Genomic DNA, 26,869 nt, shown 5'->3' with positions numbered 1-26,869 from the left:
ATCTTCGTGCAGCCCTGCACTATTTGCGGCTCGCTGAAGCGGACCCACATTCCCTTTCCACGCACTGTCAGGCAGGCTTTGACCCTTGACGCCAGGGTGAGCACATGGCGTTTTCATGATAGTGACCTATGAATTTAACCCTGAAAGATACACTTGTTACCCGCAGTCGGGCCTTAAGCCCGTGGACGGGATTCTACTTTCTGCAATCGCTGCTGATTAACTTTGCGCTTGGCTATCCATTTAGCCTGCTTTATGCCGTGGCCTTTACCTGCGTGCTCCACGTGCTGTGGCGGAGTGCACCGCGCGTGCAGAAAGCATTGGTCGGGGTCTGTTCGCTGGTTGCTGCGATGTATTTCCCGTTTGGCCAGGCCTATGGCTCGCCAAACTTTAATACCCTGCTGGCTCTGCATTCGACCAATATGGAAGAGTCGACGGAGATCCTGACGATCTTCCCATGGTACAGCTACGTGGTCGGGCTCTTTATCTTCGCTTTGGGCGTTATCGCCATCCGCCGTCAGTCAGGCGAGAAAAAATCCTGGGGTAAGATCGACATACTCTGTCTGGTGTTCAGCATTGCCGTGGCGTTTGTCGCCCCCATCCAGAATATTCCCTGGGACGGTAAGCTAAGGCTCATCAATATCGGCTATCCGGTTTTCCGCTTCGTGAAAGACGTCGTGGTTAATAATAAAGAGGTTCTCGACGAGCAGGCGCGTATGGCTGAACTCTCCACCATGAAAGACACCTGGAACGTGCTGGCCGTGAAGCCTAAGTACCATACCTACGTGGTGGTGATTGGTGAAAGCGCCCGTCGGGATGCGATGGGTGCATTTGGCGGTCACTGGGATAACACGCCGTTTGCCAGTTCGGTTAATGGCACTTTATTTACCGATTACATTGCCGCCAGCGGCTCGACGCAAAAATCGCTCGGTCTGACCTTAAACCGCGTGGTCGACGGTAAACCGCAGTATCAGGATAACTTTGTCACCCTGGCTAACCGCGCCGGTTTCCAGACCTGGTGGTTCTCAAATCAGGGGCAGATTGGCGAGTACGATACGGCAATCGCCAGCATTGCAAAGCGCGCTGACGAAGTTCAGTTCCTGAAAAGCGGTGATTTTGAAGCCGATAAAAACACCAAAGATGAAGCGCTGCTGAAAATGACCGCTCAGGTCTTTGCCAACCAGCGCACGCAGCCACAGCTGATTGTCTTACATCTGATGGGTTCACACCCGCAGGCCTGCGACCGCACTCAGGGGAAATACGCGGAATTCGTTCAGTCGAAGGAAACCTCGTGCTACCTCTATACCATGACGCAAACGGATGAGCTGCTGAGCAAGCTCTATGATCAGTTGCGTAATACCGGGGAAAGTTTCTCGATGGTCTATTTCTCTGACCACGGATTAGCGTTCAAAGAACGTGGAAAAGAGGTGCAGTACCTGGCGCATGACGACAAGTACCAGCAAAACTTCCAGGTGCCGTTTATGGTGCTGTCGAGCGATGATAAAACGCATCGGATCGTGAAAGCACGCCGTTCGGCAAATGATTTCCTGGAGTTCTTCTCCCAGTGGACAGGGATTTCCGCAAAAGAGATAAAAAATGATTACCCGTTTGTTTCGGGTAAGAAGGCTTCCCCAGTGTACATTACCAACTTCAAGTTACAGAAAGTTGACTATAACCACCTGGGTACGGATATCTTCGATATCAAGAGTAAGTGACCTGTGCAGCCTCGTGCGGTCTGATGCCCTCACCCCAGCCCTCTCCCCAAAAAGGAGAGGGAGTAAACACCAAAAACGGCAACCCTGGGTTGCCGTTTTGCTTTTACCTTCCATAAAAAAAATCCGCCACATTGGGCGGATTTTTTATTGGCTCACCGGAGTGATTAGAAGCGGTAACCTACGCCCGCGATCCAGGTGCCAACGTCAACGCTGCGAATACGGCTCTGCTCATAGGAGAAGTCCAGAGCAACGTTTTCGATTGGGTTGAACTGTAAGCCCGCGCCATAGGAGAAACCGTAGTCGCTGGTGCTTGCAGTGCGGTTAGCACCTTCGTTTTCAGTCTGCTGGAATTTACCGTAACCAACACCCACAACGCCGTAGATGCTTGCCCAGTCGTTCAGACGGTAAGCTGGACCAGCGGTGATACCGTAGTACTGGCTCTTGTTGTAAGCGCTGTTGTCGAAACGGTCTTTCTCAGTGTAAGTGAAGGAACCGATCACACCCAGTGGGTTGTTGTCCTGCTCGTAGCGGTATTTCAGGTTGAAACCGTTAGCTTTGTTCATCACGCCCTGCATATCGCTCTGAGCGTAACCACCAGTAACAGTAGAAGTAGCAGCTACAGCGGTACCTGCGGAAACAGCCAGAACAGCTGCCAGTGCTGAAAGACATGCAATTTTTTTCATAACCACCTCAAATGTGCTTCAAGTAAATCCGTAAGTTTTAAATATATCAAAAATTCTTGTGAAACTCTTTCTGATTCATGATGTCTAATGAAGCCTTTCCTGTAACAGAACGTTTCCAGCATCAGCTATCTCTTTCAAATAACGCAGAATTTCCACATCAAAAATCTAATACTGCGCGTCCATGCCGCTGCATTCATCCAGATTATTCTTAATCTGATAGCCGATAAATCCATCAACGCTTAACCATTTTACGGATTTCACACCTTTTTTTTTCAACGGAGTCTCAACCGTTGCAGCATATTTCCATATACACTGCGGCTTTTACTTCACTTGACATAAATTGACAGGAGAAAGGATGCCTGGGTTATCCCGCAAAACGTCGGTCTGGATGCCGGTTGCAGTCATACTCATCGCCATGCTCTCCATTCAAAGTGGTGCGTCGCTGGCAAAATCACTTTTCCCGCTGGTCGGTGCGCCTGGCGTAACCGCGCTGCGTATCGCGCTGGGTACTGCGATTCTGGTGGTCATTTTCAAGCCCTGGCGGTTGCGCTTCAAAAAAGAACAACGCCTGCCTCTGCTGTTTTACGGGCTGTCTCTGGGGGCCATGAACTATATGTTCTATCTCTCTATTCAGACCATACCACTTGGGATTGCCGTTGCTCTCGAATTCACCGGCCCATTGGCCGTAGCGCTTTTCTCCTCCCGCCGCCCGGTAGACTTTATCTGGGTAGTGTTAGCCGTACTGGGCTTGTGGTTCCTGCTGCCGCTCGGCCAGGATGTGTCCCAGATTGATTTAACAGGTGCTGCACTGGCGCTGGGCGCGGGAGCCTGCTGGGCGGTCTATATTCTTACGGGCCAGCGTGCGGGTGAAGAGCATGGCCCGGCAACGGTTGCCCTGGGCTCATTAATTGCCGCGATTGTCTTTGTCCCTGTTGGCATGGCGCAGGCAACGGAATCTATCTGGCAATGGTCAGTCATGCCGATAGGGCTTGCGGTTGCCATCCTCTCTACGGCACTGCCCTACTCCCTGGAGATGATTGCCCTTACGCGTCTGCCGACAAGGATCTTTGGAACGCTGATGAGTATGGAGCCCGCGCTGGCGGCGATCTCCGGGATGGTGTTCCTCGGAGAGACGCTGACCTTCACCCAGACACTTGCTCTCTGCTCTATTATTGCCGCGTCAATGGGCTCCACGCTGACCCTGCGCCGCGAAAGCAAAGTCGAAAAAATCGATATTAATTGATAAGCTTGATTCTGCATGGCGAAATAGCCATGCAGAATATACGCCAGCATCCCTTCCTGTATTATTCACTCACAATTTTCGCATTATTCTGAAATATCATTACCGTGCGGCTTCGCACGATGGGAAATAGTAACATTTCTGCAACCAATACATTATCGCAATGATTATAAAGACATTTCACCCTCAAGACACTCTACGCTATTAAACTGATAGGCAGGACCGAAGCCGCAATATCCTGAACGGGTGCTATACTCATTTTCGTTAATTACCTGGGACACAAACATCAAGAGGATATGAGATTATGAGTACCGCTAAACTGGTAAAAACGAAATCATCTAATCTGCTTTATACCCGCAACGATGTATCAGATAGCGATAAGAAAGCGACTGTTGAGTTGCTGAATCGCCAGGTGATCCAGTTCATTGATCTGTCGCTGATAACGAAACAGGCTCACTGGAACATGCGCGGCGCAAACTTTATTGCCGTCCATGAAATGCTGGATGGATTCCGTACCGCCCTGACCGACCACCTGGATACCATGGCCGAACGTGCTGTTCAGCTAGGGGGCGTTGCACTAGGTACAACGCAGGTCATTAACAGCAAAACGCCGCTGAAAAGTTACCCGCTGGATATTCACACCGTTCAGGATCACCTGAAAGAGCTGGCGGACAGGTACGCGATTGTCGCTAACGACGTTCGTAAAGCGATTGGTGAAGCCAAAGACGAAGACACCGCGGACATCTTCACCGCCGCTTCCCGCGATCTGGATAAATTCCTGTGGTTCATCGAGTCTAACATCGAGTAATCCATACGATTTTTCTATCAAACCCTCGCTTTCGGCGGGGGTTTTGCACTTTTATGGTGCGCATTTTTTTGTTCACCCCCTGAAAAAGTGAACAAAATGTAATAATCACCTCACACAACCGTTAACAGAAGATTGTTTTTTCGTCGGAATCTGCGCTAAATATCACCCCGTCAGTTGACCAAAACGAAGCGCACCAAAAGGGTGCTCCATCTTGGTGCAATAAAACAGAGTTGCCACGTTTATTGTGCAACCTGTGACATCATCCTCTTTGCAAAACAACAAGTTGTAAAGTTGGCACGATTTTTTCATAGTGTCTGTTGTTCTCGCAGGGGATCGCCCCGTGGATATAAAAGGAAATGCTATGAAGTCTGTATTAAAAGTTTCACTGGCTGCACTTACCCTGGCTTTTGCGGTGTCTTCTCAGGCCGCCGACAAACTGGTTGTGGCGACCGACACGGCGTTCGTTCCGTTTGAATTCAAACAGGGTGACAAATACGTTGGTTTCGATGTGGATCTGTGGGCCGCTATCGCAAAAGAACTCAAACTGGATTACACCCTGAAGCCTATGGATTTCAGCGGTATCATCCCGGCACTGCAAACCAAAAACGTTGACCTGGCGCTGGCAGGTATCACCATTACTGACGAACGTAAAAAAGCGATCGACTTCTCTGACGGCTACTACAAAAGCGGTCTGCTGGTGATGGTTAAAGCTGACAATAACGACATTAAAAGCGTTAAAGATCTCGACGGTAAAGTGGTTGCTGTAAAAGGCGGTACCGGTTCTGTTGACTACGCAAAAGCAAACATCAAAACCAAAGATCTGCGTCAGTTCCCGAACATCGACAACGCGTACATGGAACTGGGTACCAGCCGTGCTGATGCCGTTCTGCACGATACGCCAAACATCCTGTACTTCATCAAAACTGCGGGCAACGGCAAGTTCAAAGCAGTGGGTGATTCTCTGGAAGCTCAGCAGTACGGTATTGCGTTCCCTAAAGGCAGCGACGACCTGCGCACTAAAGTTAACGGCGCGCTGAAAACCCTGAAAGAGAACGGCACGTACAACGAAATCTACAAAAAATGGTTCGGTACTGAACCTAAATAAATCAACCTGATCCATCAGGTACAGTAAAGCCCGGTGGCGTTTACGCTTACCGGGCCTACAATTTTAGTTATCCCTCCGGCTAACTTTTTGTTTTTACCACGGTAACAGTAACAGGAAATTATCATGCAGTTTGACTGGAGCGCCATCTGGCCTGCCATTCCTCTCTTGCTTGAAGGCGCCAAAATGACCCTGTGGATTTCGGTCCTCGGTCTGGTTGGCGGGTTGATTATCGGTCTTGTCGCCGGTTTCGCTCGCACCTACGGTGGCTGGATTGCTAACCACATCGCACTGGTTTTCATCGAAGTGATCCGCGGTACGCCAATCGTCGTACAGGTCATGTTCATCTACTTCGCCCTGCCTATGGCATTCACCGACCTGCGCATCGATCCGTTCAGCGCGGCCGTTGTCACTATTATGATTAACTCCGGTGCGTACATCGCGGAAATCACCCGTGGTGCGGTACTGTCGATTCATAAAGGTTTCAGCGAAGCGGGCCTGGCTCTGGGTCTTTCTCGTCGCGAAACGATCCGTCACGTTATCCTCCCGCTGGCGCTGCGCCGTATGCTGCCACCGCTGGGTAACCAGTGGATCATCAGTATTAAGGACACGTCGCTGTTTATTGTTATCGGCGTTGCTGAACTGACCCGCCAGGGCCAGGAGATTATTGCTGGCAACTTCCGCGCGCTGGAAATCTGGAGTGCGGTAGCCGTTGTCTATCTGATTATCACTCTGGTTCTGAGCTTTGTTCTGCGTCGTCTTGAAAGAAGGATGAAAATCCTGTGATTGAATTTAAAAACGTTTCCAAGCACTTTGGTCCAACCCAGGTGCTGCACAATATCGATTTAAACATTAAACAGGGCGAAGTCGTGGTCATTATCGGGCCATCCGGTTCCGGTAAATCTACCCTGCTGCGCTGCATCAACAAGCTGGAAGAGATCACCAGCGGCGATCTGATTGTCGACGGTCTGAAAGTCAATGACCCGAAAGTGGACGACCGTCTGATCCGTCAGGAAGCAGGAATGGTGTTCCAACAGTTCTACCTGTTCCCGCACCTGACGGCGCTCGAAAACGTGATGTTTGGCCCACTGCGCGTGCGCGGGGCAAACAAAGCGGCGGCAGAAGCGCTGGCGAAAGATCTGCTGGCGAAAGTCGGTCTGGCGGAGCGTGCGCACCACTACCCTTCTGAGCTGTCCGGCGGCCAGCAACAGCGTGTGGCGATTGCCCGCGCGCTGGCAGTGAAACCGAAAATGATGCTGTTTGATGAGCCAACCTCTGCACTCGATCCTGAGCTGCGCCACGAGGTGCTGAAAGTGATGCAGGATCTGGCAGAAGAAGGGATGACGATGGTTATCGTTACCCACGAAATCGGCTTTGCCGAGAAAGTGGCTTCCCGCCTGATTTTCATTGATAAAGGCCGTATCGCTGAAGATGGCAACCCGCAAGAACTTATTGCGAACCCGCCAAGCCAGCGTTTGCAGGAATTCCTGCAACACGTTTCCTGATACACCTTTCAGCCACAGGGCCGGGTCAGCGAAAGCTGCACCCGGCTTTTTTTTGCCAGATTGTTCCCAAAAATCCTCCACCGCCTCCTGCCTTCTATACTTATCATTTCATTCGACATTTTCACCGGAGGACGCCGTGCCGTGGATACTGTTGCTTGTACTTAGCCTGTTTTGCGCCCCTTCTCTTGCGGTCGCGATCCCGGGCGTTACCACCGGAACCTCGTCCACCGCGCAGAATACGCCCCCACCAGAACCTGATGCCGAACAGAAAAAAGCGGCCTATAGCGCGCTGGCCGATATCCTTGAGAACGATACTTCACGCCAGGCACTCATCGGCCAGTTACGTAACGCCGCCGCCACGCCATCTCAGGAGCCTGTCCCCGCTATTGCGCCGCCAGAGACAGCTGAACAAAAAACGGTGCTGGAAAATGTTACCGAAGTAAGCCGGTTCTACAGTGAAGCCCTCTCGTCACGCTTTGCCCAGCTCTGGCGCAACTTGATTGGTTCTCCGCATAAGCCATTCAACCCGCAGACTTTTACCACCGCGGTGAGCCATTTCCTGATGCTGGCAGCCGTTGTGTTTGCTTTTTACTGGCTGGCACGCCTGTGCGCCTGGCCGCTGTACCGCAAAATGGGCCAGTGGGGACGAAAAAAGAACCGCGACAAGGGCAGCTGGTTTCCGTTACCGCTAATGATTACCGGCGCATTTATCATTGATTTACTGCTGCTGGCTCTCACCCTGTTTGTCGGGCAGATATCGAGCGACGCACTGAATGCCGGCAGTAAAACCATCGCCTTTCAGCAGGCGCTGTTCCTGAACGCGTTTGCCCTGATTGAATTCTTTAAGGCGCTGCTACGGCTGATTTTTTGCCCGGGCGTGCCGGAGCTTCGTCCTTTTGCCATTCAGGATAAGAGCGCCAGATACTGGGCTCTGCGGTTGAGTATTCTCAGCGGGTTGATTGGCTACGGGCTGCTGGTTGCCGTGCCGATCATTTCTAATCAGGTGAATGTCCAGTTCGGCGCACTGGCCAATGTGTTGATCATGCTCTGTATTACCGTCTGGGCGTTATACCTGATCTTTCACAACAAAAAGCACATCACCGAAAGTCTGCTGCAACTGGCCGATCGTTCTCTCTCGTTCTTCAGCCTGTTCATACGCGCCTTCGCGCTGGTGTGGCACTGGCTGGCAAGCGCTTACTTTATTGTGCTCTGTTTCTTCTCCCTGTTTGACCCAGGCAACAGCCTGAAATTTATGATGGGGGCAACGTTCAAAAGTCTGGCCATTATCGGTATTGCCGCCTTCGTCTCGGGCCTGCTTTCACGCTGGATCTCAAAAACTATCACCCTGTCGCCGCAGGTTCAGCGCAACTACCCGGAGCTGCAAAAGCGGGTGAATGGCTGGGCGTCGGTTTCACTTAAAGTGGCGCGAATTCTTACCGTCTGTGTTGCCGTGATGCTGCTGCTGAATGCCTGGGGACTATTTGATTTCTGGAACTGGCTGCACAATGGCGCGGGGGAAAAGACCGTCGATATTCTGATTCGCATCGCGCTGATCCTGTTCTTCTCCGCCGTAGGCTGGACGCTGCTGGCGAGCCTGATAGAGAACCGTCTGGTTTCAGATATTCACGGCAGGCCGCTGCCAAGCGCCCGCGCCCGCACGCTGTTAACCCTGTTTCGCAATGCGCTGGCGGTCATTATCAGCACCATTACCATCATGATTGTCCTGTCAGAGATAGGCGTGAATATCGCCCCGCTACTGGCCGGTGCTGGCGCACTGGGGCTGGCTATCTCCTTCGGGTCGCAAACGCTGGTGAAGGATATTATTACCGGTATCTTTATTCAGTTTGAGAACGGCATGAACACCGGGGATCTGGTGACTATCGGGCCATTAACCGGCACGGTCGAACGGATGTCCATTCGTTCTGTTGGCGTGCGTCAGGATACCGGCGCGTACCACATTATTCCGTGGTCATCGATTACCACCTTCGCGAACTTCGTACGCGGTATTGGCTCAGTAGTGGCGAATTACGATGTTGACCGCCATGAAGATGCCGATAAAGCAAAGCTGGCGCTAAAGGATGCGGTGGAAGAGTTGCTGGAGATGGACGGCATTCGCGGGCTTATCATTGGCGAGCCTTCTTTCGCTGGCATTGTCGGGCTTACCAATACGGCGTTCACGCTGCGCGTGTCGTTTACCACTCAGCCGCTTAAACAGTGGACCGTGCGATTCGCGCTCGACAGCATGGTGAAAAAACACTTTGATCTGGCGGATGTGCGAATGCCGGTGCAGACCTATCAGGTATTGCCATCACCGGCATCAGCGCCACCGCCGCAGGAACCGACGTTGTAGCCTTATTGCCCGGTGGCGCTGCGCTTACCGGGCCTACGGGTTCAGGCCTGCTTTTTGCGTTTGTTATCGTCCATAAACGACCACGCGATAAAGCGGCTCTGCTTCTGGCCTTGCGCCATCTCTTTTTTCACCACTTTAACCGCACCCGCTTCCGTTAACGCACGATACAGCGGCGGCAGGTTGTCCCCGCGGGAAACAAGGGTCGTAAACCATTTCACCTGGCGGCCAAAGGCTTTGCTTTGGTCGATCATTTTGAGAATGAAGGCCACTTCGCCACCTTCACACCACAGCTCCTGCTGCTGACCCCCAAAATTCAGCGCGCCATCTTCCGCCTGCCCCAGATTACGGCGTTTACGCTCGCTGCCAGCGCGCGCAGCAGCCGCAGAGTCATGGAACGGCGGGTTGCACAGGGTGGCATCGTACTGCTCATTTTTATGAATAATGCCGTTAAAAATGTCTGCGGCATCTTTCTGCCGACGCAGTCGAATGGTACGGCTGAGTCCGGCATTGGCGTTGATAATCGCCTGCGCACTGGAGAAGGCGCTGGCGTCAATTTCCGTTCCGGTAAAACGCCAGCCGTATTCATGCGCGCCAATCAGCGGATAAATCAGGTTCGCGCCAGTGCCGATATCCAGGATCGTGGCCTGTTTCGGGATAACGCCTGCGTTATCTTCCGCCAGCAGGTCGGCAAGATGATGAACATAGTCCGCGCGCCCCGGAACCGGTGGGCAGAGAAAGCCTTCGGGAATATCCCAGTGCGTAACGCCGTAATAGTGGGCAAGCAACGCTTTATTGAGCATTTTGACAGCCTGCGGATCGGCAAAGTTAACCGACGGTTCACCCGCAGGCGTTTGCACAATAAAGTCCTGCAACGGTGGGCAACTCAGGCACAGCGCCTGCATATCATAACGGCTGCGGTGACGGTTACGCGGGTGCAACCCCGGCTTTTGGGAAGTCATGGCATTCTCCTTTAAACAGCGGCGTAAGATACCCTTTGCCGACCCCAGGGTAAATATCTCTGTGCGGGGCACAAAATTGCGAAAAAAATCAGTGGCCTGTATGTCTATGATCTGTCAATGATTTGTCAATTTATATCGTTCAAAAAATAAGCAGATCATCATCAAATATTTGCTCCAAATCACACTCTGCAAGCTTCTAAACTTACTAAGGATCACCCGTTGTCATTCAGAGGATGTGATTATGAAGAAATACCTGACACTCATCGTTATTGCAGGCGCACTGGCTGGAGCATCTTTCTCCGCCTGGTCTGTTGAGACACTATCGCATAACGATACCGGGCAGTTGCGCCCTTCGGGCACGGTTTCCGTAACAGGTGCAGCCAATCTTGACGACCTGCAATCGAAACTCGCCGAAAAAGCGCGTGAAGAAGGTGCTAAAGGCATTGTGGTTAATTCTGCCGGCGGTGAAAACCGTATGTACGGTACAGCCACTATCTACAAATAAGCTCCCTCCTGATAAAGAGCTGCATCTGCCCGGCAGATGCGGTTCTCTTTTTCCCGCCTTGACTGTACGTTTTTTGACCCCATAGTAATCTTATGAGGTACATCCCCTGTGCAGGAGTAAGTAATGGCTTCCGGTTGGGCAAATGACGACGCGGTCAACGAGCAGATCAACAGTACAATTGAAGATGCTGTCGCACGCGCTCGCGGTGAGATCCCGCAGGGCGAAAGTTTAGAAGAGTGCGCTGAGTGTGGCGAACCGATTCCCGAGGCCCGGCGCAAAGCCATTCCCGGCGTCCGGTTATGCATCACCTGTCAGCAGGATAAAGATTCACATAACTCATCTTATGCGGGATATAATCGCAGAGGATCGAAAGACAGCCAGTTACGTTGACTTTGATTTACGTAAACTAACCGCGCAAGAGGTTTCCTTTACGCTCACGAAATTTCGCACCACGCGTAGCAAAATGTGCCCTTCACTCTGGCTCTGTAAAGCGCAGCGACAAGAAGTGTAAATCACGCTTTCGAATTTATTAATATTCAATAACTTATTTGTCATTCAATTTTTTTGAGCAACGCCGTCAATTCTCTTCGATTTTATCCTCCGCAAAAAAACGTGATACTTATCACATCGACGGAACATCGTCCCCTTAACAGAATAACCTGCGAGAGATTAACTATGAAAACCATCAAATATGCTGTTGCTGCTGTTGCCCTGTCTGCTCTGTCCTTTGGCGCGTTCGCCGCAGAAGCAGTCTCCTCTGCTCAGGCACAGAACATGAATAAAATCGGTGTGGTAAGTGCTGAAGGTGCAACCACTCTGGACGGTCTGGAAGCCAAACTGGCTGCAAAAGCTGAAGCAGCGGGTGCAAGCGGTTATACCATTACCTCCGCGAACACCAACAACAAACTTAGCGGTACTGCGGTTATCTACAAATAACCGAACGGAATTATGCTCCACACTCGCTATACCCTCTGGCGAGTTGCTCCACCCTCATTGACCCTGTTGTTGTTACCCTTGCTTGCCCGTCCGCCACTGGACGGGCTTTTTTTTGCCTAAAATGACTGCTCAACGCGCTGGAGCCCGGCTTCCACCGTTTCAGCTTCACCCGTTGCATACAGGCAACAGGCCATTTGCAGCTTAATGGAGTGCGGAACGGGGGCATTCCCGGCAAGGCATTGCTCAATCCAGTGTGCGGTCGTGTGCGGATCTTTAGCGAGAGGCAGGACCACATCGCTATTCTCTTCTCCGCGCTCAAGCACAACGCGCGTGCCGGATGCATCGATCAGCGCGATCTGCGGGCAGCGCTGCGGGTTGGCGTAAACTTCCCCTTCTGTTCCGTGCATCAACAGCGCTCGCCCGCCAATCTCCTCAAAAAACATCCCGACTCGCGCTACATATTCCGGATGAGAGACGCTGGAGAGGCGCAGCGCTGCATCTTCTGCAAAGGGGGTCGCCAGTTTTGCGAGCGTATGCGCGCTGTTTCGCACGCCCATGCGCCAGCGCATATCCAGCTGCTTTTCCAGCGGCGGGCAGAGCACCCTTACAGGAATATAAACCGGCTGATGGCCATCCAGTTTCGCCTGCGCCTGGCCTGCGTGCAGTGTCGGCTCAATGCCCAGCAGTTCAAAGATCGTTTCCGTCAACACCCGAGTGGGATCTTCACTCACACCGTGCACCACGACCGGGAATCCAAGCTTATGCAGCAAAATCGCCAGCAGCGGCGTGAGGTTAGCCTGCTTGCGCGCGCCGTTGTAGGAGGGAATGACAATCGGCATCGGTTTAGCGACGGGCGGCGTTAAGCGCAGCGTTTGCGACTGCATCGCGTCATAGAAGCCGCGCATTTCGGCTTCACCTTCACCCTTAATACGCAGGGCAATCAGGATACCGCCCATCTCCAGCTCGGGAACATCACCCTTGAGCATATGGGTGTACAGCGCATGGGCTGTCTCCCGATCCAGGTCACGGGCGTGGTTTTTCCCCCGGCCTACCTCTTTGATAATTTTACGGTAATCCACGACATCTCTCCTTACGGCTCTTTGCAAATACTATAGCCCTGATAAATGCCTGGCAGGTAATCATTTTCCTCTCCCGGAAGCCTGTGAAGACGCTTTGAGGATAAAAATGGTCTGAAGATAAATTGAGCGAAAAATAATTCTCAGCGATAGTTCACACCGAATTAATCAGCCACGTGATGATTAATGTCAGAAGTCTCACACTTTCATTCAGAGGATTAAAATGAAAAAATTTATTATTGCGGGCATCGCTGCCGGGATGGCATGTGCTTCTGTATCTGCATTCGCATCCGGTGGTGAAGGTCAAATTAATTTCACAGGTGAAGTTATTGATTCTGCATGTACGGTTGTAAATGGTTTAAGCAATCCACTTGATGTCTCATTAGGTAAAGTTGCTAAATCTGCATTTACCGGAAGTGGTTCGACGACGTCGACAACCCGCTTTAGTATCCAGCTTAAAGATTGTCCTGAAACGGTCACCAGCGCATCGGTAACGTTCGGCGGGACACCTGACAGTAACAATAAGGATATCCTTGCTGTGACGTCAGGCACAGGTGCTGCGTCGGGTGTGGGTGTTCAGCTGCTGGATAAAACTCAAAACCCACTGAGTTTATATACGGCTTCCGCAGCGTATACGCTCACGCCTGGTGCCACAACGAACGACCTGGAATTTGGTGCACGCTATATCCAGACCGGAGATATTATTACTGCCGGGCTGGCGAATGCCGCATCAACCTTCACCATCGTTTACAACTAATAAAGCAGATATTAGCTACTCCAGTGGCTAATATCTGTTACTTCTTGATTACGGTATCGCAATGCGTAAATATCTTCTGCTCTCCTCATTTTTATTAATCACCTCTGCCGCTCATGCCGGAATTACCATCGGTGGCACGCGCGTGGTGTACCCGGAAAATAAAAAAGAGTCGTCTATTGGGATCACCAACCCGGACAACCTCGACTACCTGGTGCAGTCGTGGGTAGAAACAGAAGACAACGCGCGCGAGAAAGCCCCGTTTCTGATTACGCCACCTCTGTTCCGCCTTGATGCAAAACAGGAAAACGTTCTGCGCATTATCAGAACCGGAGGGAATTTACCTGCCGATCGTGAATCGCTGTTCTGGTTAAATATTAAATCCATTCCCTCTTCCGGGCGCAATGAAAACACGAACACGCTACAGATCGCGATTAAAACCCGAATTAAACTCCTGTATCGCCCGAAAAATATTACCGGCAAACCGGAAGATGTCACTACGCAATTATCCTGGCACAGACAAGGCAACCAGCTTATTGTTGAAAACCCTACGCCGTTTTATATGAACTTCCAGGAAATCAAACTGGACGGCAAGAAAATCGATAAAGTCACCTATGCCGCACCAAAAAGTGAAACGCATTTCACCACGCCGGCAAAGATTACCGCGCACTCGGTGAGCTGGAAAATCATTAATGACTACGGCGGTATTAGTCAGTCATATACCGCACAGATTCAATAATATTCCAGGGATATCTGATACTCATTATGTGCTGGGAATACACCACCGAACCCCCTAAACAGTACGGTCGCTCAATGCTTATTGCATTGGGATGTACTTTGCTGGGCGTTTGTGTGCAAAAAGTTCTGGCCGAAGATTATTTCAACCCGGCGCTGCTGGACATCGACAACCCGGGTCAGGGTAAAACAGATCTCAGTATTTATGAAATTGGCCCAGGCCAGGCGCCAGGGAAATATCACGTCGACGTTTTCGTTAACAATAATAAAGTAGGCAGCAAAGAGATTGAGTTCACGCTAAAAAAAGATGCCAGCGGAAAATCAAGCCTGCAACCGTGCCTGAGTGCGTCCCAGCTAAAAAGCTTTGGCATCAAGGTCGACAAATTCGTGCAGGATGATAAAGCACAGTGCATTGACCTGAGCGTTATTCCTTCAGCCAGCGCCACATTTCACGTTAATCCTCAGCAGCTGCTGTTAAGCATTCCACAGACCGCCATCACCCAGGTACCGCATGATTATGTCGACCCGCAAGAGTACGACGAAGGGATCAATGCCCTGCTGTTGAATTACAGCTTTACCGCCGGGGACAACCACGGCAAGAGCGAGAACGGCACCGACCAGCGCAGCGAGTTTCTCAACCTGCGCCCCGGGCTTAACCTCGGCGCGTGGCGATTGCGTAACTACTCCACCTGGAGCAAAACCAGCGGTGAGGGTGACGCCGAGAGTGAGTTTTCGTCGGTCTATACCTATGCCCAGCGCGATATTATCGGCCTTGGGAGTAACGTCAAATTCGGGCAAAGCTCTTCACCTTCGGACGTGTTTGACAGCATATCTTACACCGGAGCGCAGATCGCCTCGGATGACGACATGCTCCCTGACAGCATGAAAGGTTTTGCGCCGGTGATCCGTGGCACGGCGCGCAGCAACGCCCAGGTCATCGTCCGCCAGAATGGCTACGTGATTTACCAAAACTACGTCGCCCCCGGCGCATTCGAGATAAACGATCTCTACCCCACGGGGGGCAGCGGAGATTTGAACGTCACCGTTAAAGAGACGGACGGTAGCGAACAACATTTTGTGGTGCCCTACGCGTCGGTGCCGATCTTGCAGCGCGAAGGCCGCCTTAAATACAGCCTCACCGCAGGTCGCTATCGCAGCTACGACAGCGACGTCGAAAAAACGCCTTTTGTGCAGGGTACGGCAATCTACGGGTTGCCTTACGGTTTTACGGCCTACGGCGGCGTGCAGGCCAGCCAGTACTACGATGCGCTGGCGCTGGGGTTTGGCAAAAACATCGGCGATCTCGGTGCGTTCTCGGTGGATGTTACCGACGCGAAGTCAGAGATGCAGGATCAAGATACGACTCACGGGCTTTCATGGCGCATTCGCTACAGCAAAGACATCGCAACCACCGGTACTCATTTTTCCATTGCCGGTTATCGCTACAACAGCAAAGGCTTCTACACCCTACAGGATACGCTGGACTCGCACACCCGCAATGATGACTGGCAAACACCCGATTCTCGCCGCAGCCGTGAAGAGGCGACTGTTGATCAGTCCTTAGGCGGGTCGTTCGGTTCCCTGACGCTGAGCCTGGTGAAAGAAAACTACTGGAACGCCAGCCAGGGGATGACCTCAATGAACCTGGGTTACAACAACTCGTGGCACGGCATCAGCTACGGCCTGAGCTACGGGCTGGATAAAAACACCCGTGACGGCAGCGACGATGACAACGAAAAAACCAGCGAGCAGACCATCGCCTTCAACATTTCCGTTCCTCTCGATCGCTGGCTCAGCAACACCTGGGTGAACTACAACCTGAACAGCACGAAACATGATACCACCCAAAGCGTGGGCCTGAACGGTACCGCGCTGGCTGGCAATAATCTCAGCTGGGGTGTTCAACAGGGCCATAGCCAGAGCAGCGGCGACAGCACCAGCCTGAATGCCGACTACAAAGGCACCTACGGTGAAGTGAACGCCGGATATTCACAGGATAACCAGCAGCGACAGCTCAACGTCGGTCTTCAGGGAAGCATGATCGCCCATGCGCACGGCGTCACGCTGGGTCAGCCAATGGGCGAGACGGCCGCGCTGGTCGAAGCGCCGGGCGCAGACGACACCAACATCACCAACCAGACCGGCGTAAATACCGACTTCCGCGGCTATGCCATTGTGCCGTACGTGTCGCCGTACCGTCATAACACCCTGGCGCTCAACACAGAAACACTGCCTGGAAATGCGGACGTCGATCGGGCAGCCAAAACCGTGACGCCAACGCGCGGCGCCATCGTGCGCGCCCATTATGAAACGCACGTTGGCAGCCGGGTATTAATGACGTTGAAACGCGCTGATGGACGCACGATCCCGTTCGGCGCGACGGCATCTCAGACCCATCAGGACGGCGAGTTTATCGTGGGCGACGGCGGTCAGGTGTACCTGACCGGCATGCACGAAAAAGGCACGATTGACGTCACCTGGGGAAAAACCGCCGACAGCCACTGTACCGCAGCCTACCACCTGCCAGCAAAAGACGATGGTGCAGTGCTTAACATCACGGCGCAGTGCGTATGACCCTTTTCGAGGAAAAAATGAACATGCTTAAATATGCCTTTGCGCTGATTTTGTTCCTTACAAGCGCGTGCCTGATGCCGCATGCGCAGGCGGCGACAACCTGTGATAGCACCGATCTGCCCTATATCCTTGATGCCGGCACGCTTTCCGTACCCACGACCCTTGATATCGGCGGCATCATCCCGGGTTCGGCAAAAACACATACCGTTAACGGCAGCTGTGTCGGGACGATAACAAGTCACACCATTGTTTCCTGCTATTACGGAACGGGAACGGAAGTGCCTGGTATGCCGGGCATTTACTCCACCAACGTAGACGGCATAGGCATTGAACTCGTGAACAGTAACGGTCAGATCGTTCGCGGGCAAGGTTACACATGCGACTCAACCTCAACCCCGATAGGAACCGTCAGCAGCGACAGCGGACAGACTTTCTCTTTCAGCTATACCGAAAGGCTAATAAAAACGGCGTCCCATATCGGTAGCGGCACCATTTCAGATGCGGAAGATCCTTTTGGATTCGGTGTATATCACTCTGTCGGTATTTCTGGCGCACGCAATGCCAGCCGCTATTCCGCCACAGTATCCGAAAGAACGGCGACCTGCTCCATCGATCCGCTGAATCTGACGGTCACACTCGGCGATTTCCCGGTTACGCAATTTACCCATGTAGGCAGCTACACGGCCTGGAAGAATTTCAACATCACTGCCACCTGTACAGAAGCGGTGAATCTTACGGCCTCCGTGACCAGCGCGAATGGTGTTAACAGCCAATACGACGATGTGCTCAATCTCACCCCCGGTAGCGACAGCGCCACGGGGGTGGGGGTAAGGATGCTGCTCGATGGTGTTGATCTTAAATACAACTACCCGATCCCGGTTGGCGGAAGCACTGAACCCAACGTACCGGATGTTATCCCCTTCGCCGTACAGTATTACCAGACGGATACCACCGTCACGGCGGGGAAAGCCAACACGGTTGTCACCATCGATATGGAATATCAGTAACGGAGCGATGATGAACAGATTACCCTTTTTACTCGCGCTGGCGAGCCTCTCTGCGGGCGCGACCGACGTGACGGTCAATATCCAGGGGAATATTTACGACACCACCTGCCAGGTGGACAGTGCCAGTCAGAATATGGTGGTAGATCTTGGGCAGGCCGTAGCCAGTGATTTCAAGGATATCGGTGATACGGGGGAATGGAAAAACTTTGACCTGACCCTGTCAAAGTGCCCGCCGAGTCTGATGCTGGCCACGATTACCGTGAATGGACAACCCGATGCGCAGCATCCTAATAAATTCGCCAACACGGGTACGGCTACCGGGGTTGCTCTTGAATTAGCTGACAGAACGGATTTTATTACGTTAGCCCCTCAATCGAGTTTCAATGCCGTGATAGACGCCACAACGCATACTGCCGATTTCCCGTTGGCTGCACGCTATTACGCTACCGCCATGCCCGTGAGCGCCGGTACGTTCAGCAGCGTTGTCCAGGTCACCTTTACTTACCAGTAGGACCGCGCCCCTTAGCACGGATGCTTTTTTTACGCCCGGCAGGTTTAGTCGCCGGGCGTTTTTTTACCTCTGGCACCTCGGGTTGTTCGATAGGGAAAACCGGCAGCGCATTCAGCAAGCGACCACCGTAGTTTTTGGTGAGCAGACGTTTGTCGTAAATCACCACTTCCCCCCAGCACCCGTGGCTACGGATCAATCGCCCCACCTGCTGAATCAGGTTAAACGATGCCGCAGGCAGACTTTGTACTTCAAACGGATAACGATTCAGGCTTTTCAGCCACTCGCCTTCGGTGATCACCACCGGGCTGTCGATAGGCGGGAAGGCAATTTTATGAATATGCACCTGCGTCAGGTAATCGCCCTTCAAATCAAGACCTTCTGCGAACGACTGCAACCCCACCAGCACGCTGCGCTCGCCGTTGTCGATACGTTTGCGGTGCAACTCCACCAGTCGATAGCGCGGCTGATCGCCCTGTACCAGCAGCAATAGACGCAGGTCGGTAACATGTTCCAGAAAGCGCTGCATCGCACGCCCGCTGGCAAACAGCACCAGCATCCCGGGGTATTTTTTGCTCTCGACCTGCTCGCGGAAGTAGGCGGCCATCTCGGCGATATGCTGCTCTTCGTTGTCGATAAGCGGTTCGTACTTCATGCGCGGGATCACAAGCTTCCCCTGCTCGCAGTGGTTAAACGGCGAGTCCAGCGCCACGAAGCGATCGCCCGCTTTCTCTTTCAGGCCGCTCATCTCCTGCAAGCGTGAAAAACTGTTCAGGGAACGCAGCGTGGCCGAAGTGACCACCACATGCGGTACGCTACGCCAGATCAGCTTTTCCAGCTGATCGGCTACGCGGATCCCCACGCAGTGGAAAAACAGATGCGCCTGGCCATCTTTCACTTCACGGGTGGCCCACTTGGTGACCGGTGCGCCAGAGGCCTGCGCCATCGAGGCCAGTCGCCACAGCTTGCTTTGCGCTTCAAACATCCCCAGCGCGCGGTTCATCTGAAGCAGGATGCGGTGTAACCGCACCACATCATGGGTACCGGTTTTCTCACTAAGATCGTTTAAAAACATCTCCGCCAGCCCACGTAGCTTTTCAAGGTGCTTCGCCAGCTGCTGACATATCTCCATCACTTCATCCGGGAGTTCGCCCATCGCAAAGCGGTGTTCAGCCTCCTGCGTTGCCGGAAGCCAGAGATTGAGGATGGTATTGAGTGAGGCAATCAGGCTATAAACCTCTTCGCAGTGCTCGCTCAGACGCTCAGGCACCGCCAGCGGTGGCGTGTTTTTTGGGCGGAACTGCTCCATACAGGTCGCCACCAGTTTGCAGAACAGATCCAGCTGCAAGCGAAACCACGGCGCGGTGATCTCGGCGCTCATTTCCAGCGCGTCCCGCGCCACATCAGGCAGATGGTGGCCTTCATCCAGCACCAGCAGCAGGTTTTTCGGCTCCGGCAGAACCGCTTCGCTTTCCAGTGCGGCCATCACCAGCGCATGATTAGCCACCACCACTTCCGCTTCCTGAATTTCACGGCGAGCGACAAAAAACGGGCATTCGCGGTAGTAGTGGCAGTTACGGTTCAGGCAGCTGGCTTTATCGGTACTGAGCCGGCGCCACAGGTCATCGCCAATGGCCTGATCGGTGTGATCGCGCAGGCCATCCCACTTATAGCTATCCAGTTCGGTTTTTAGCTTCGCGCACTGATCCTGCTCGGCTTTGTTGTTTGGCGTCAGCTCGTCATCCAGAAATGCGAGCAGATCCTGCTGCGTGGGTTCGCTGCTGGCGAGCGCCGCCAGGTTACGCGGGCAGACATAACGCCCGCGCCCAAATGCCGCCGTAAAGCGCAGGTCCGGGATAATTTTGCGCAGCAGCGGTAAATCTTTGCTGTAGATCTGATCCTGCAACGCCACGTTAGCGGTACTGACCACCAGCGTTTTTTGTTCTTCACGGGCGATGGCAATACCGGGGATCAGGTACGACAAGGTTTTCCCGACCCCTGTGGGGGCTTCAATCGCCAGATGTCGCCCGTCGTCCCCGGCAAGCGTTTTTGCCACGTCAGCAATCATCTGCCGCTGCGGTGCTCGGGGGATAAAGTCGGGGATCTGCTGTTGTAACGCCTTATACCAGGCGCCAATTTGCGCTTTTAGCGCAGCGGTTAAAGCCATCGGAAAACCTGAAATACTGTATAAACAGCCACTATTGTGGCACTTTCTTTTCGTTGTCGCAAAAAGAAAAGCCCGGCTTTACAGCCGGGCTTCCAGATTACTGCGGGTTAGCCGGTTTGCGCGGGCGACGGCGACGTTGCCCTTCTCCAGCCGGTTTCCCTTCGCCGCTACGCCACGGATTTTCACCCGCCGGTTTGGCATCGTTGTTACGACGTGGCGGTTTACCTGATTTCGGTGCTCCACCTTCAGAGCGACGCGGCTGCTGACCACGACCGCCACCACCCTGACCACGACCACCGCCCTGGCGACCGTTCTGAATTGGTTCGGCTTTAATGGACGGGTCCACTTCGTAGCCCGGGGTTTCGATGCGTGGGATCTCTTTCTTCAGCAGGCGTTCGATGTCGCGCAGCAGCTTGTGCTCATCCACGCAGACCAGAGACAGTGCTTCACCGGTTGCCGCCGCACGACCGGTACGGCCGATACGGTGAACGTAATCTTCCGGCACGTTTGGCAGCTCGTAGTTCACCACGTGTGGCAGCTCTTCGATGTCCAGACCGCGCGCGGCGATGTCAGTTGCCACCAGCACACGAATATCGCCAGATTTAAAATCTGCCAGCGCACGGGTACGCGCACCCTGGCTCTTGTTACCGTGGATCGCGGCGCTGCGAATGCCGTCTTTATTCAGCTGTTCCGCCAGGTGGTTGGCGCCGTGTTTGGTACGGGTGAAGACCAGCACCTGCTGCCAGTTGCCCTGGCCAATCATCTGGGAGAGCAGTTCCCGCTTACGTTTTTTATCAACGAAGTGCACATGCTGGGTCACCTGCTCGGACGCCGTGTTACGGCGTGCCACTTCCACTTCCAGCGGGTTATGCAGCAGCTTCTCGGCAAGGGCCTTAATTTCGTCAGAGAAGGTCGCAGAGAACAGCAGGTTCTGGCGACGCGGCGGCAGCTTAGCCAGCACGCGACGAATATCATGAATGAAGCCCATGTCCAGCATCCGGTCAGCTTCATCCAGTACCAGGATTTCGATGTTATCGAGCTTCACCGCATTCTGGTGTTCCAGATCCAGCAGACGACCCGGCGTTGCCACCAGCACGTCTACGCCACCGCGCAGTTTCATCATCTGCGGGTTAATGCTGACCCCACCAAAGACCACCAGCGAGCGAATGTTGAGATAGCGGCTGTACTCACGCACGTTCTCACCAATCTGAGCGGCCAGTTCACGGGTTGGCGTGAGGATCAGGGCCCGTACCGGACGACGGCCTTTTGCGTGCGGCTGGTTTTTTACCAGCAGCTCAAGGAGCGGCAGGGTAAAGCCTGCGGTTTTGCCGGTACCGGTCTGGGCGCTGGCCATCAGGTCGCGGCCTTGCAGTACAGCAGGGATGGCCTGCGTCTGAATTGGGGTAGGCTCAACGTAGCCCTGCTCTGCAATCGCGCGCAGAATTTCCGGGTTCAGGCCAAGGGAATCAAAAGACATAAAAACTCCGAACCGCCCCGACCATCACAGGTGTAGTTTTCAGGGAGATATAACGAATATGAGAGGACAAAAACCACAATGTCGCGAAGCAGCGGAGTGTAGCAGCTTTTGTGACGTGGCGCATAAAATATCCCTCTGTGATTCATCGACGAAATATTTCCCGCGCAAGGGGGTAGCTGGACAAAATGGTGAACCGGGCATAATCTTAATCAATCGATTGATTAATTTTAAATACTGCTATGAATACAACCCCAACAACAACCAAAGGCGAACAGGCTAAAAGCCAGCTTATCGCCGCCGCGCTGGCACAGTTTGGCGAGTATGGACTTCATGCCACCACGCGCGATATCGCCGCGCAGGCCGGGCAGAACATAGCGGCTATTACCTACTATTTTGGCTCAAAAGAGGACTTGTACCTCGCCTGTGCGCAGTGGATAGCCGATTTTATCGGCACCCATTTTCGCCAGCACGTTGATGAAGCCACCGCGCTGTTCAGCCAGCCGTCGCCCGACCGGGCCGCCATTCGTCAGCTTATCCTCAACGCCTGCCATAATATGATCCGCCTGCTGACGCACGACGATACGCTGAACCTGAGTAAGTTTATCTCACGCGAGCAACTCTCGCCTTCCGCCGCTTACCAGCTGGTTCACGATCAGGTGATCTCTCCGATGCACACGCACCTGACCCGGCTCATTGCAGCCTATACCGGCCGCGATGCCAGCGATACCGAAACTATTTTGCATACCCATGCCCTGCTGGGCGAAGTGCTGGCTTTTCGCCTGGGCCGGGAAACCATTTTGTTACGCACCGGCTGGACACAATTTGATGAGGATAAAGCCGCGCAGATTAGCCAGGTGATCACCTGTCACCTTGATCTGATCCTGCAAGGCTTAACGCTAAGGAGCCTGAAGTCATGAAAAAACCTGTCGCCATCATTCTGGTGGTCGTTATTCTGCTTGCTGCGGGGATCGGTGGCTGGCTGTGGTATCAGAGCCGACAAGACAACGGCCTGACGCTGTACGGTAACGTCGATATTCGAACGGTGAACATGAGTTTCCGCGTTGGCGGCCGCCTGGCGTCCCTCTCTGTTGATGAAGGTGACACCATTAAAACCGGGCAGACGTTAGGCGTGCTGGACACCGCGCCCTACGAGAACGCGCTGATGCAGGCAAAAGCAGGCGTTTCCGTCGCCCAGGCACAGTATGACCTGATGCTGGCAGGCTATCGCGATGAAGAAATTGCCCAGGCCGCGGCGGCAGTTAAACAGGCGCAGGCCGCCTACGACTATGCGCAGAACTTCTACGCCCGTCAGCAGGGGCTGTGGAAAAGCCGAACCATTTCCGCCAACGACCTGGAAAATGCCCGCTCTTCCCGCGACCAGGCACAGGCAACGCTTAAATCTGCGCAGGATAAATTAAGCCAGTATCACACCGGTAATCGCCCGCAGGATATCGCCCAGGCCAAAGCCAGCCTCGAGCAGGCGCAGGCGCAACTGGCGCAGGCACAGCTGGATTTACATGACACCACGCTGGTTGCCCCGTCCGACGGTACGCTAATGACCCGCGCCGTGGAGCCGGGCAGCATGTTAAGCGCGGGCAGCACCGTTCTGACCCTTTCACTGACGCGCCCGGTGTGGGTGCGTGCCTATATTGACGAGCCGAATCTCAGCCAGGTCCAGCCTGGGCGTGAGCTGCTGCTCTATACCGATGGTCGCCCTGACAAGCCTTATCACGGCAAGGTAGGCTTTGTGTCGCCAACTGCCGAGTTCACGCCGAAAACCGTTGAAACGCCAGACCTGCGTACTGACCTGGTCTATCGCCTGCGCATCGTCGTGACTGACGCTGACGACTCCCTGCGTCAGGGGATGCCGGTTACCGTGAAATTCACCGACGGGGAACGACATGAATGATGCGGTTATCCAACTCGACAACCTGACAAAACGCTTCGCGGGCATGGATAAACCCGCCGTCGCGCCGCTGAACTGTACGCTGCAAAAAGGCTATGTCACAGGGCTGGTTGGCCCCGATGGCGCAGGCAAAACCACGCTGATGCGAATGCTCGCCGGGTTGCTCAAACCTGATGACGGACGTGCAAGCGTGCTTGGGCTTGATCCCGTCCAGGACGACAGCGCCCTTCACGCCATGCTGGGCTACATGCCGCAGAAATTCGGTCTGTACGAAGATTTAACGGTGATGGAAAACCTGAATCTGTACGCCGATTTGCGCAGCGTCACCGGGGAAGCGAGGCAAAAAACCTTCGCCCGTCTGCTGGAATTTACTTCGCTCGGGCCGTTCACGGAGCGCCTTGCGGGTAAGTTATCCGGTGGGATGAAGCAAAAACTCGGGCTGGCCTGCACCCTGGTAGGCGAGCCAAAAGTGCTGCTGCTTGATGAACCTGGCGTGGGCGTGGATCCCATCTCGCGCCGTGAATTGTGGCAGATGGTGCACGAGCTGGCGGGCGACGGGATGCTGATCCTCTGGAGCACCTCTTACCTCGACGAAGCGGAACAGTGCCGCGATGTCTTGCTGATGAACGAAGGAGAGCTGCTTTATCAGGGCGAGCCGACAAAGCTCACGCAAAGCATGGCCGGACGCAGCTTCCTGCTGCACAGCCCGCAGGAGTCCAACCGCAAGCTGCTCCAGCGGGTACTGAAACTGCCGCAGATCAGCGACGGGATGATTCAGGGGCGATCCGTACGGGTCATTCTCAAGAAAGAGGCCACGGCGGACGACATTCGCCAGGCGCAGGGAATGCCGGATGTGGAGATCGAAGAAACCGCCCCGCGTTTTGAAGACGCGTTTATCGACCTGCTGGGCGGCGCGGGGACGTCAGAATCCCCGCTGGGGGCTATCCTGCATACGGTTGAGGGCACACCAGGCGAAACGGTGATTGAAGCCAAATCCCTGACCAAAAAGTTTGGCGATTTTGCCGCCACCGACAACGTGAATTTCGCGGTGAAACGCGGTGAGATCTTTGGCCTGCTGGGGCCCAATGGCGCGGGCAAATCCACCACCTTTAAAATGATGTGCGGCCTGCTGGTGCCGACCTCTGGTAAGGCGCTGGTACTGGATATGGACCTGAAAGTAAGCTCCGGAAAGGCGCGGCAGCACCTCGGCTACATGGCGCAAAAATTCTCGTTGTACGGCAACCTGACCGTTGAACAGAACTTGCGCTTTTTCTCCGGCGTTTATGGCCTGCGCGGGCGGGCGCAAAACGAGAAGATCAGCCGCATGAGCGACGCGTTCAGCCTGACGAACATTGCGTCTCACGCCACAGACGACCTGCCACTCGGCTTCAAGCAGCGTCTGGCGCTGGCCTGCTCGCTAATGCATGAGCCCGACATCCTGTTTCTTGATGAGCCAACGTCCGGGGTCGACCCCCTCACCCGCCGTGAGTTCTGGCTGCATATCAACAGCATGGTGGAAAAAGGCGTGACCGTCATGGTAACCACGCACTTTATGGATGAAGCGGAATATTGCGATCGCATCGGGCTGGTGTATCGCGGCAAATTGATCGCCCACGGCACGCCGGATGACCTGAAAAGCCAGGCCGCTGACGATGAGCAGCCGGACCCGACAATGGAGCAGGCGTTTATCACGCTCATTCACGACTGGGATAAGGAGCACGCCAATGCGTCATAACGCGATTTCATGGCGCCGGGTGCGGGCGTTATGCATCAAAGAAACCCGCCAGATCGTACGCGATCCCAGCAGCTGGCTGATTGCGGTGGTGATCCCACTGCTGCTGCTGTTTATCTTCGGCTACGGGATAAACCTCGACTCCAGTAAGCTGCGGGTGGGGATTTTGCTGGAGCAGCACAGCGAAGAGGCGCTGGATTTCACCCACGCCATGACCGGCTCGCCTTACATTGACGCCACCATCAGCGACGACCGCCAGGCGTTGATTCAGAAAATGCAGGCCGGGAAAATTCGCGGCCTGGTGGTGATCCCGGTCGATTTCGCCGCCAACATGGCGCGCGCCGATGCCGACGCGCCGATTCAGGTCATCACCGACGGCAGCGAGCCTAACACCGCTAACTTTGTGCAGGGCTATGTCGAAGGCATCTGGCAGCTCTGGCAGAAACAGCGGGCGGAAGACAGGGGGGAAACCTTCGAACCGCTGATCGACGTACAGACCCGTTACTGGTTTAACCCGGCCGCCATCAGCCAGCATTTTATTATCCCGGGCGCAGTGACCATTATCATGACGGTGATTGGCGCGATACTGACCTCGCTGGTGATCGCCCGCGAGTGGGAGCGCGGCACGATGGAGGCGCTGCTCTCCACCGAGGTCACGCGGGTGGAGCTACTGCTCTGTAAGCTTATCCCCTACTACTTCCTCGGAATGCTGGCCATGCTGCTCTGTATGCTGGTGTCAGTGTTCATTCTGGGGGTGCCTTATCGCGGCTCGCTGGTGCTGTTGTTCTTTATCACCAGCCTGTTTTTACTGAGCACTCTGGGCATGGGGCTGCTGATTTCGACCATCACCCGTAACCAGTTTAACGCCGCGCAGGTTGCGCTGAACGCCGCCTTTTTGCCGTCTATCATGCTGTCGGGCTTTATCTTCCAGATAGACAGTATGCCGGCCGTCATCCGTGCGGTGACCTATATCATTCCGGCACGTTATTTCGTCAGTACACTGCAAAGCCTGTTCCTGGCCGGGAATATTCCGATGGTGCTGATTATCAACATCCTGTTTTTGATGGCGTCAGCGGTGATGTTTATCGGGCTGACGTGGATGAAAACGAAAAGAAGATTAGATTAGCCAACGG

The 26,869-nt window shown here is 53.9% G+C and carries 24 protein-coding genes; 19 read left to right on the top strand and 5 right to left on the bottom strand.

Translation table 11 applies throughout. The features are described from left to right. The first annotated feature begins 128 nt into the window (after positions 1-128). Entirely contained in the window at positions 129-1,712 is a 1,584-nt protein-coding gene (locus N1249_RS06785) for a phosphoethanolamine transferase (RefSeq protein WP_259835846.1), read from the top strand. A 164-nt stretch (positions 1,713-1,876) separates the two neighbouring features. Here N1249_RS06785 and ompX read toward each other — a convergent pair whose 3' ends face one another. Then, the gene (gene ompX / locus N1249_RS06780; RefSeq protein ID WP_014069459.1) at positions 1,877-2,395 is read right to left on the bottom strand and encodes an outer membrane protein OmpX; all 519 of its coding nucleotides are present in this window, start codon (positions 2,393-2,395) and stop codon (positions 1,877-1,879) included. Between the two features lie 355 nt (positions 2,396-2,750). On the opposite strand from ompX, the gene rhtA reads away from it, so the two are divergent. The 6 genes from rhtA to ybiO all read left to right on the top strand — a co-directional run bounded on the left by rhtA (position 2,751) and on the right by ybiO (position 9,400). After that, the gene (gene rhtA / locus N1249_RS06775) at positions 2,751-3,638 is read left to right on the top strand and encodes a threonine/homoserine exporter RhtA (RefSeq protein ID WP_014069458.1); all 888 of its coding nucleotides are present in this window, start codon (positions 2,751-2,753) and stop codon (positions 3,636-3,638) included. A 301-nt stretch (positions 3,639-3,939) separates the two neighbouring features. Further along, positions 3,940-4,443 (top strand): DNA starvation/stationary phase protection protein Dps, encoded by a 504-nt coding sequence (dps, locus tag N1249_RS06770; RefSeq protein ID WP_259835842.1) that lies wholly within the window; start codon positions 3,940-3,942, stop codon positions 4,441-4,443. A gap of 361 nt (positions 4,444-4,804) precedes the next feature. Then, positions 4,805-5,548 (top strand): glutamine ABC transporter substrate-binding protein GlnH, encoded by a 744-nt coding sequence (glnH, locus tag N1249_RS06765; protein WP_217186087.1) that lies wholly within the window; start codon positions 4,805-4,807, stop codon positions 5,546-5,548. Between the two features lie 123 nt (positions 5,549-5,671). After that, the gene (gene glnP / locus N1249_RS06760) at positions 5,672-6,331 is read left to right on the top strand and encodes a glutamine ABC transporter permease GlnP (RefSeq protein WP_003858462.1); all 660 of its coding nucleotides are present in this window, start codon (positions 5,672-5,674) and stop codon (positions 6,329-6,331) included. Further along, a complete protein-coding gene (glnQ, locus tag N1249_RS06755) occupies positions 6,328-7,050 on the top strand; it encodes a glutamine ABC transporter ATP-binding protein GlnQ (protein ID WP_014069454.1) in 723 nt (240 codons plus the stop codon). Before glnP ends, glnQ begins: the two co-directional genes overlap by 4 nt. A 136-nt stretch (positions 7,051-7,186) precedes the next feature. Next, positions 7,187-9,400, top strand: coding sequence for a mechanosensitive channel protein (gene ybiO, locus N1249_RS06750; protein ID WP_259835825.1), 2,214 nt, complete (start codon positions 7,187-7,189; stop codon positions 9,398-9,400). 41 nt (positions 9,401-9,441) lie between these two features. Here ybiO and rlmF read toward each other — a convergent pair whose 3' ends face one another. Beyond that, positions 9,442-10,359 carry a 23S rRNA (adenine(1618)-N(6))-methyltransferase RlmF gene (gene rlmF, locus N1249_RS06745; protein ID WP_259835822.1) on the bottom strand — a complete coding sequence of 306 codons (918 nt, stop codon included), beginning with the start codon at positions 10,357-10,359 and terminating at the stop codon, positions 9,442-9,444. 241 nt (positions 10,360-10,600) lie between these two features. Here rlmF and mcbA point away from each other — a divergent pair, with 241 nt between their 5' ends. The 3 genes from mcbA (at position 10,601) to ybiJ (ending at position 11,800) form a co-directional block, all read left to right on the top strand. Next, a complete protein-coding gene (gene mcbA / locus N1249_RS06740; protein ID WP_259835819.1) occupies positions 10,601-10,864 on the top strand; it encodes a DUF1471 family periplasmic protein McbA in 264 nt (87 codons plus the stop codon). 123 nt (positions 10,865-10,987) lie between these two features. After that, positions 10,988-11,254 (top strand): DksA/TraR family C4-type zinc finger protein, encoded by a 267-nt coding sequence (locus tag N1249_RS06735; protein WP_259835815.1) that lies wholly within the window; start codon positions 10,988-10,990, stop codon positions 11,252-11,254. Between the two features lie 285 nt (positions 11,255-11,539). After that, positions 11,540-11,800, top strand: a complete 261-nt coding sequence (ybiJ, locus tag N1249_RS06730) for a DUF1471 family protein YbiJ (RefSeq protein WP_259835800.1) — start codon at positions 11,540-11,542, stop codon at positions 11,798-11,800. A 116-nt stretch (positions 11,801-11,916) separates the two neighbouring features. Here ybiJ and ybiB read toward each other — a convergent pair whose 3' ends face one another. Beyond that, the gene (ybiB, locus tag N1249_RS06725; RefSeq protein ID WP_259835798.1) at positions 11,917-12,879 is read right to left on the bottom strand and encodes a DNA-binding protein YbiB; all 963 of its coding nucleotides are present in this window, start codon (positions 12,877-12,879) and stop codon (positions 11,917-11,919) included. A gap of 220 nt (positions 12,880-13,099) precedes the next feature. Here ybiB and N1249_RS06720 point away from each other — a divergent pair, with 220 nt between their 5' ends. From N1249_RS06720 to N1249_RS06700, 5 genes are all read left to right on the top strand, one after another. Beyond that, positions 13,100-13,633 (top strand): fimbrial protein, encoded by a 534-nt coding sequence (locus tag N1249_RS06720; RefSeq protein WP_259835795.1) that lies wholly within the window; start codon positions 13,100-13,102, stop codon positions 13,631-13,633. A gap of 61 nt (positions 13,634-13,694) precedes the next feature. Beyond that, the gene (locus tag N1249_RS06715; protein ID WP_259835792.1) at positions 13,695-14,369 is read left to right on the top strand and encodes a molecular chaperone; all 675 of its coding nucleotides are present in this window, start codon (positions 13,695-13,697) and stop codon (positions 14,367-14,369) included. Positions 14,370-14,395: 26 nt separating this feature from the next. Continuing rightward, complete coding sequence (locus tag N1249_RS06710) at positions 14,396-16,939, top strand: fimbria/pilus outer membrane usher protein (RefSeq protein ID WP_409193162.1); 2,544 nt, start codon at positions 14,396-14,398, stop codon at positions 16,937-16,939. A gap of 17 nt (positions 16,940-16,956) precedes the next feature. After that, complete coding sequence (locus tag N1249_RS06705) at positions 16,957-17,946, top strand: fimbrial protein (RefSeq protein ID WP_259835787.1); 990 nt, start codon at positions 16,957-16,959, stop codon at positions 17,944-17,946. Between the two features lie 10 nt (positions 17,947-17,956). Continuing rightward, the gene (locus N1249_RS06700; RefSeq protein WP_259838017.1) at positions 17,957-18,457 is read left to right on the top strand and encodes a fimbrial protein; all 501 of its coding nucleotides are present in this window, start codon (positions 17,957-17,959) and stop codon (positions 18,455-18,457) included. On the opposite strand, the gene dinG is transcribed toward N1249_RS06700, so the two are convergent. After that, a complete protein-coding gene (dinG, locus tag N1249_RS06695; protein ID WP_259835785.1) occupies positions 18,444-20,621 on the bottom strand; it encodes an ATP-dependent DNA helicase DinG in 2,178 nt (725 codons plus the stop codon). The genes N1249_RS06700 and dinG overlap by 14 nt on opposite strands. A 97-nt stretch (positions 20,622-20,718) precedes the next feature. Continuing rightward, the gene (gene rhlE, locus N1249_RS06690) at positions 20,719-22,098 is read right to left on the bottom strand and encodes an ATP-dependent RNA helicase RhlE (RefSeq protein WP_259835782.1); all 1,380 of its coding nucleotides are present in this window, start codon (positions 22,096-22,098) and stop codon (positions 20,719-20,721) included. Positions 22,099-22,337: 239 nt separating this feature from the next. On the opposite strand from rhlE, the gene cecR reads away from it, so the two are divergent. Genes cecR through N1249_RS06670 form a run of 4 tightly spaced genes read left to right on the top strand, consistent with a single transcriptional unit; the run spans position 22,338 to position 26,862 of the window. Further along, a complete protein-coding gene (gene cecR / locus N1249_RS06685; protein WP_259835778.1) occupies positions 22,338-23,015 on the top strand; it encodes a transcriptional regulator CecR in 678 nt (225 codons plus the stop codon). Beyond that, complete coding sequence (hlyD, locus tag N1249_RS06680) at positions 23,012-24,007, top strand: secretion protein HlyD (RefSeq protein WP_166717442.1); 996 nt, start codon at positions 23,012-23,014, stop codon at positions 24,005-24,007. The genes cecR and hlyD overlap by 4 nt, the downstream gene beginning before the upstream one ends. Then, positions 24,000-25,739 carry an ATP-binding cassette domain-containing protein gene (locus tag N1249_RS06675; RefSeq protein WP_259835761.1) on the top strand — a complete coding sequence of 580 codons (1,740 nt, stop codon included), beginning with the start codon at positions 24,000-24,002 and terminating at the stop codon, positions 25,737-25,739. Before hlyD ends, N1249_RS06675 begins: the two co-directional genes overlap by 8 nt. Then, on the top strand, positions 25,729-26,862 hold the full coding sequence (locus tag N1249_RS06670) for an ABC transporter permease (RefSeq protein ID WP_259835758.1): 1,134 nt from the start codon (positions 25,729-25,731) through the stop codon (positions 26,860-26,862). Before N1249_RS06675 ends, N1249_RS06670 begins: the two co-directional genes overlap by 11 nt. Positions 26,863-26,869: the final 7 nt, after the last annotated feature.

The organism is Enterobacter sp. CP102 (assembly GCF_025152625.1).
In the GTDB taxonomy this organism is placed as follows: domain Bacteria; phylum Pseudomonadota; class Gammaproteobacteria; order Enterobacterales; family Enterobacteriaceae; genus Enterobacter; species Enterobacter soli.
Note: the sequence above shows the minus strand (reverse complement) of the source record. Positions and strands in the feature narration are given on the sequence as shown.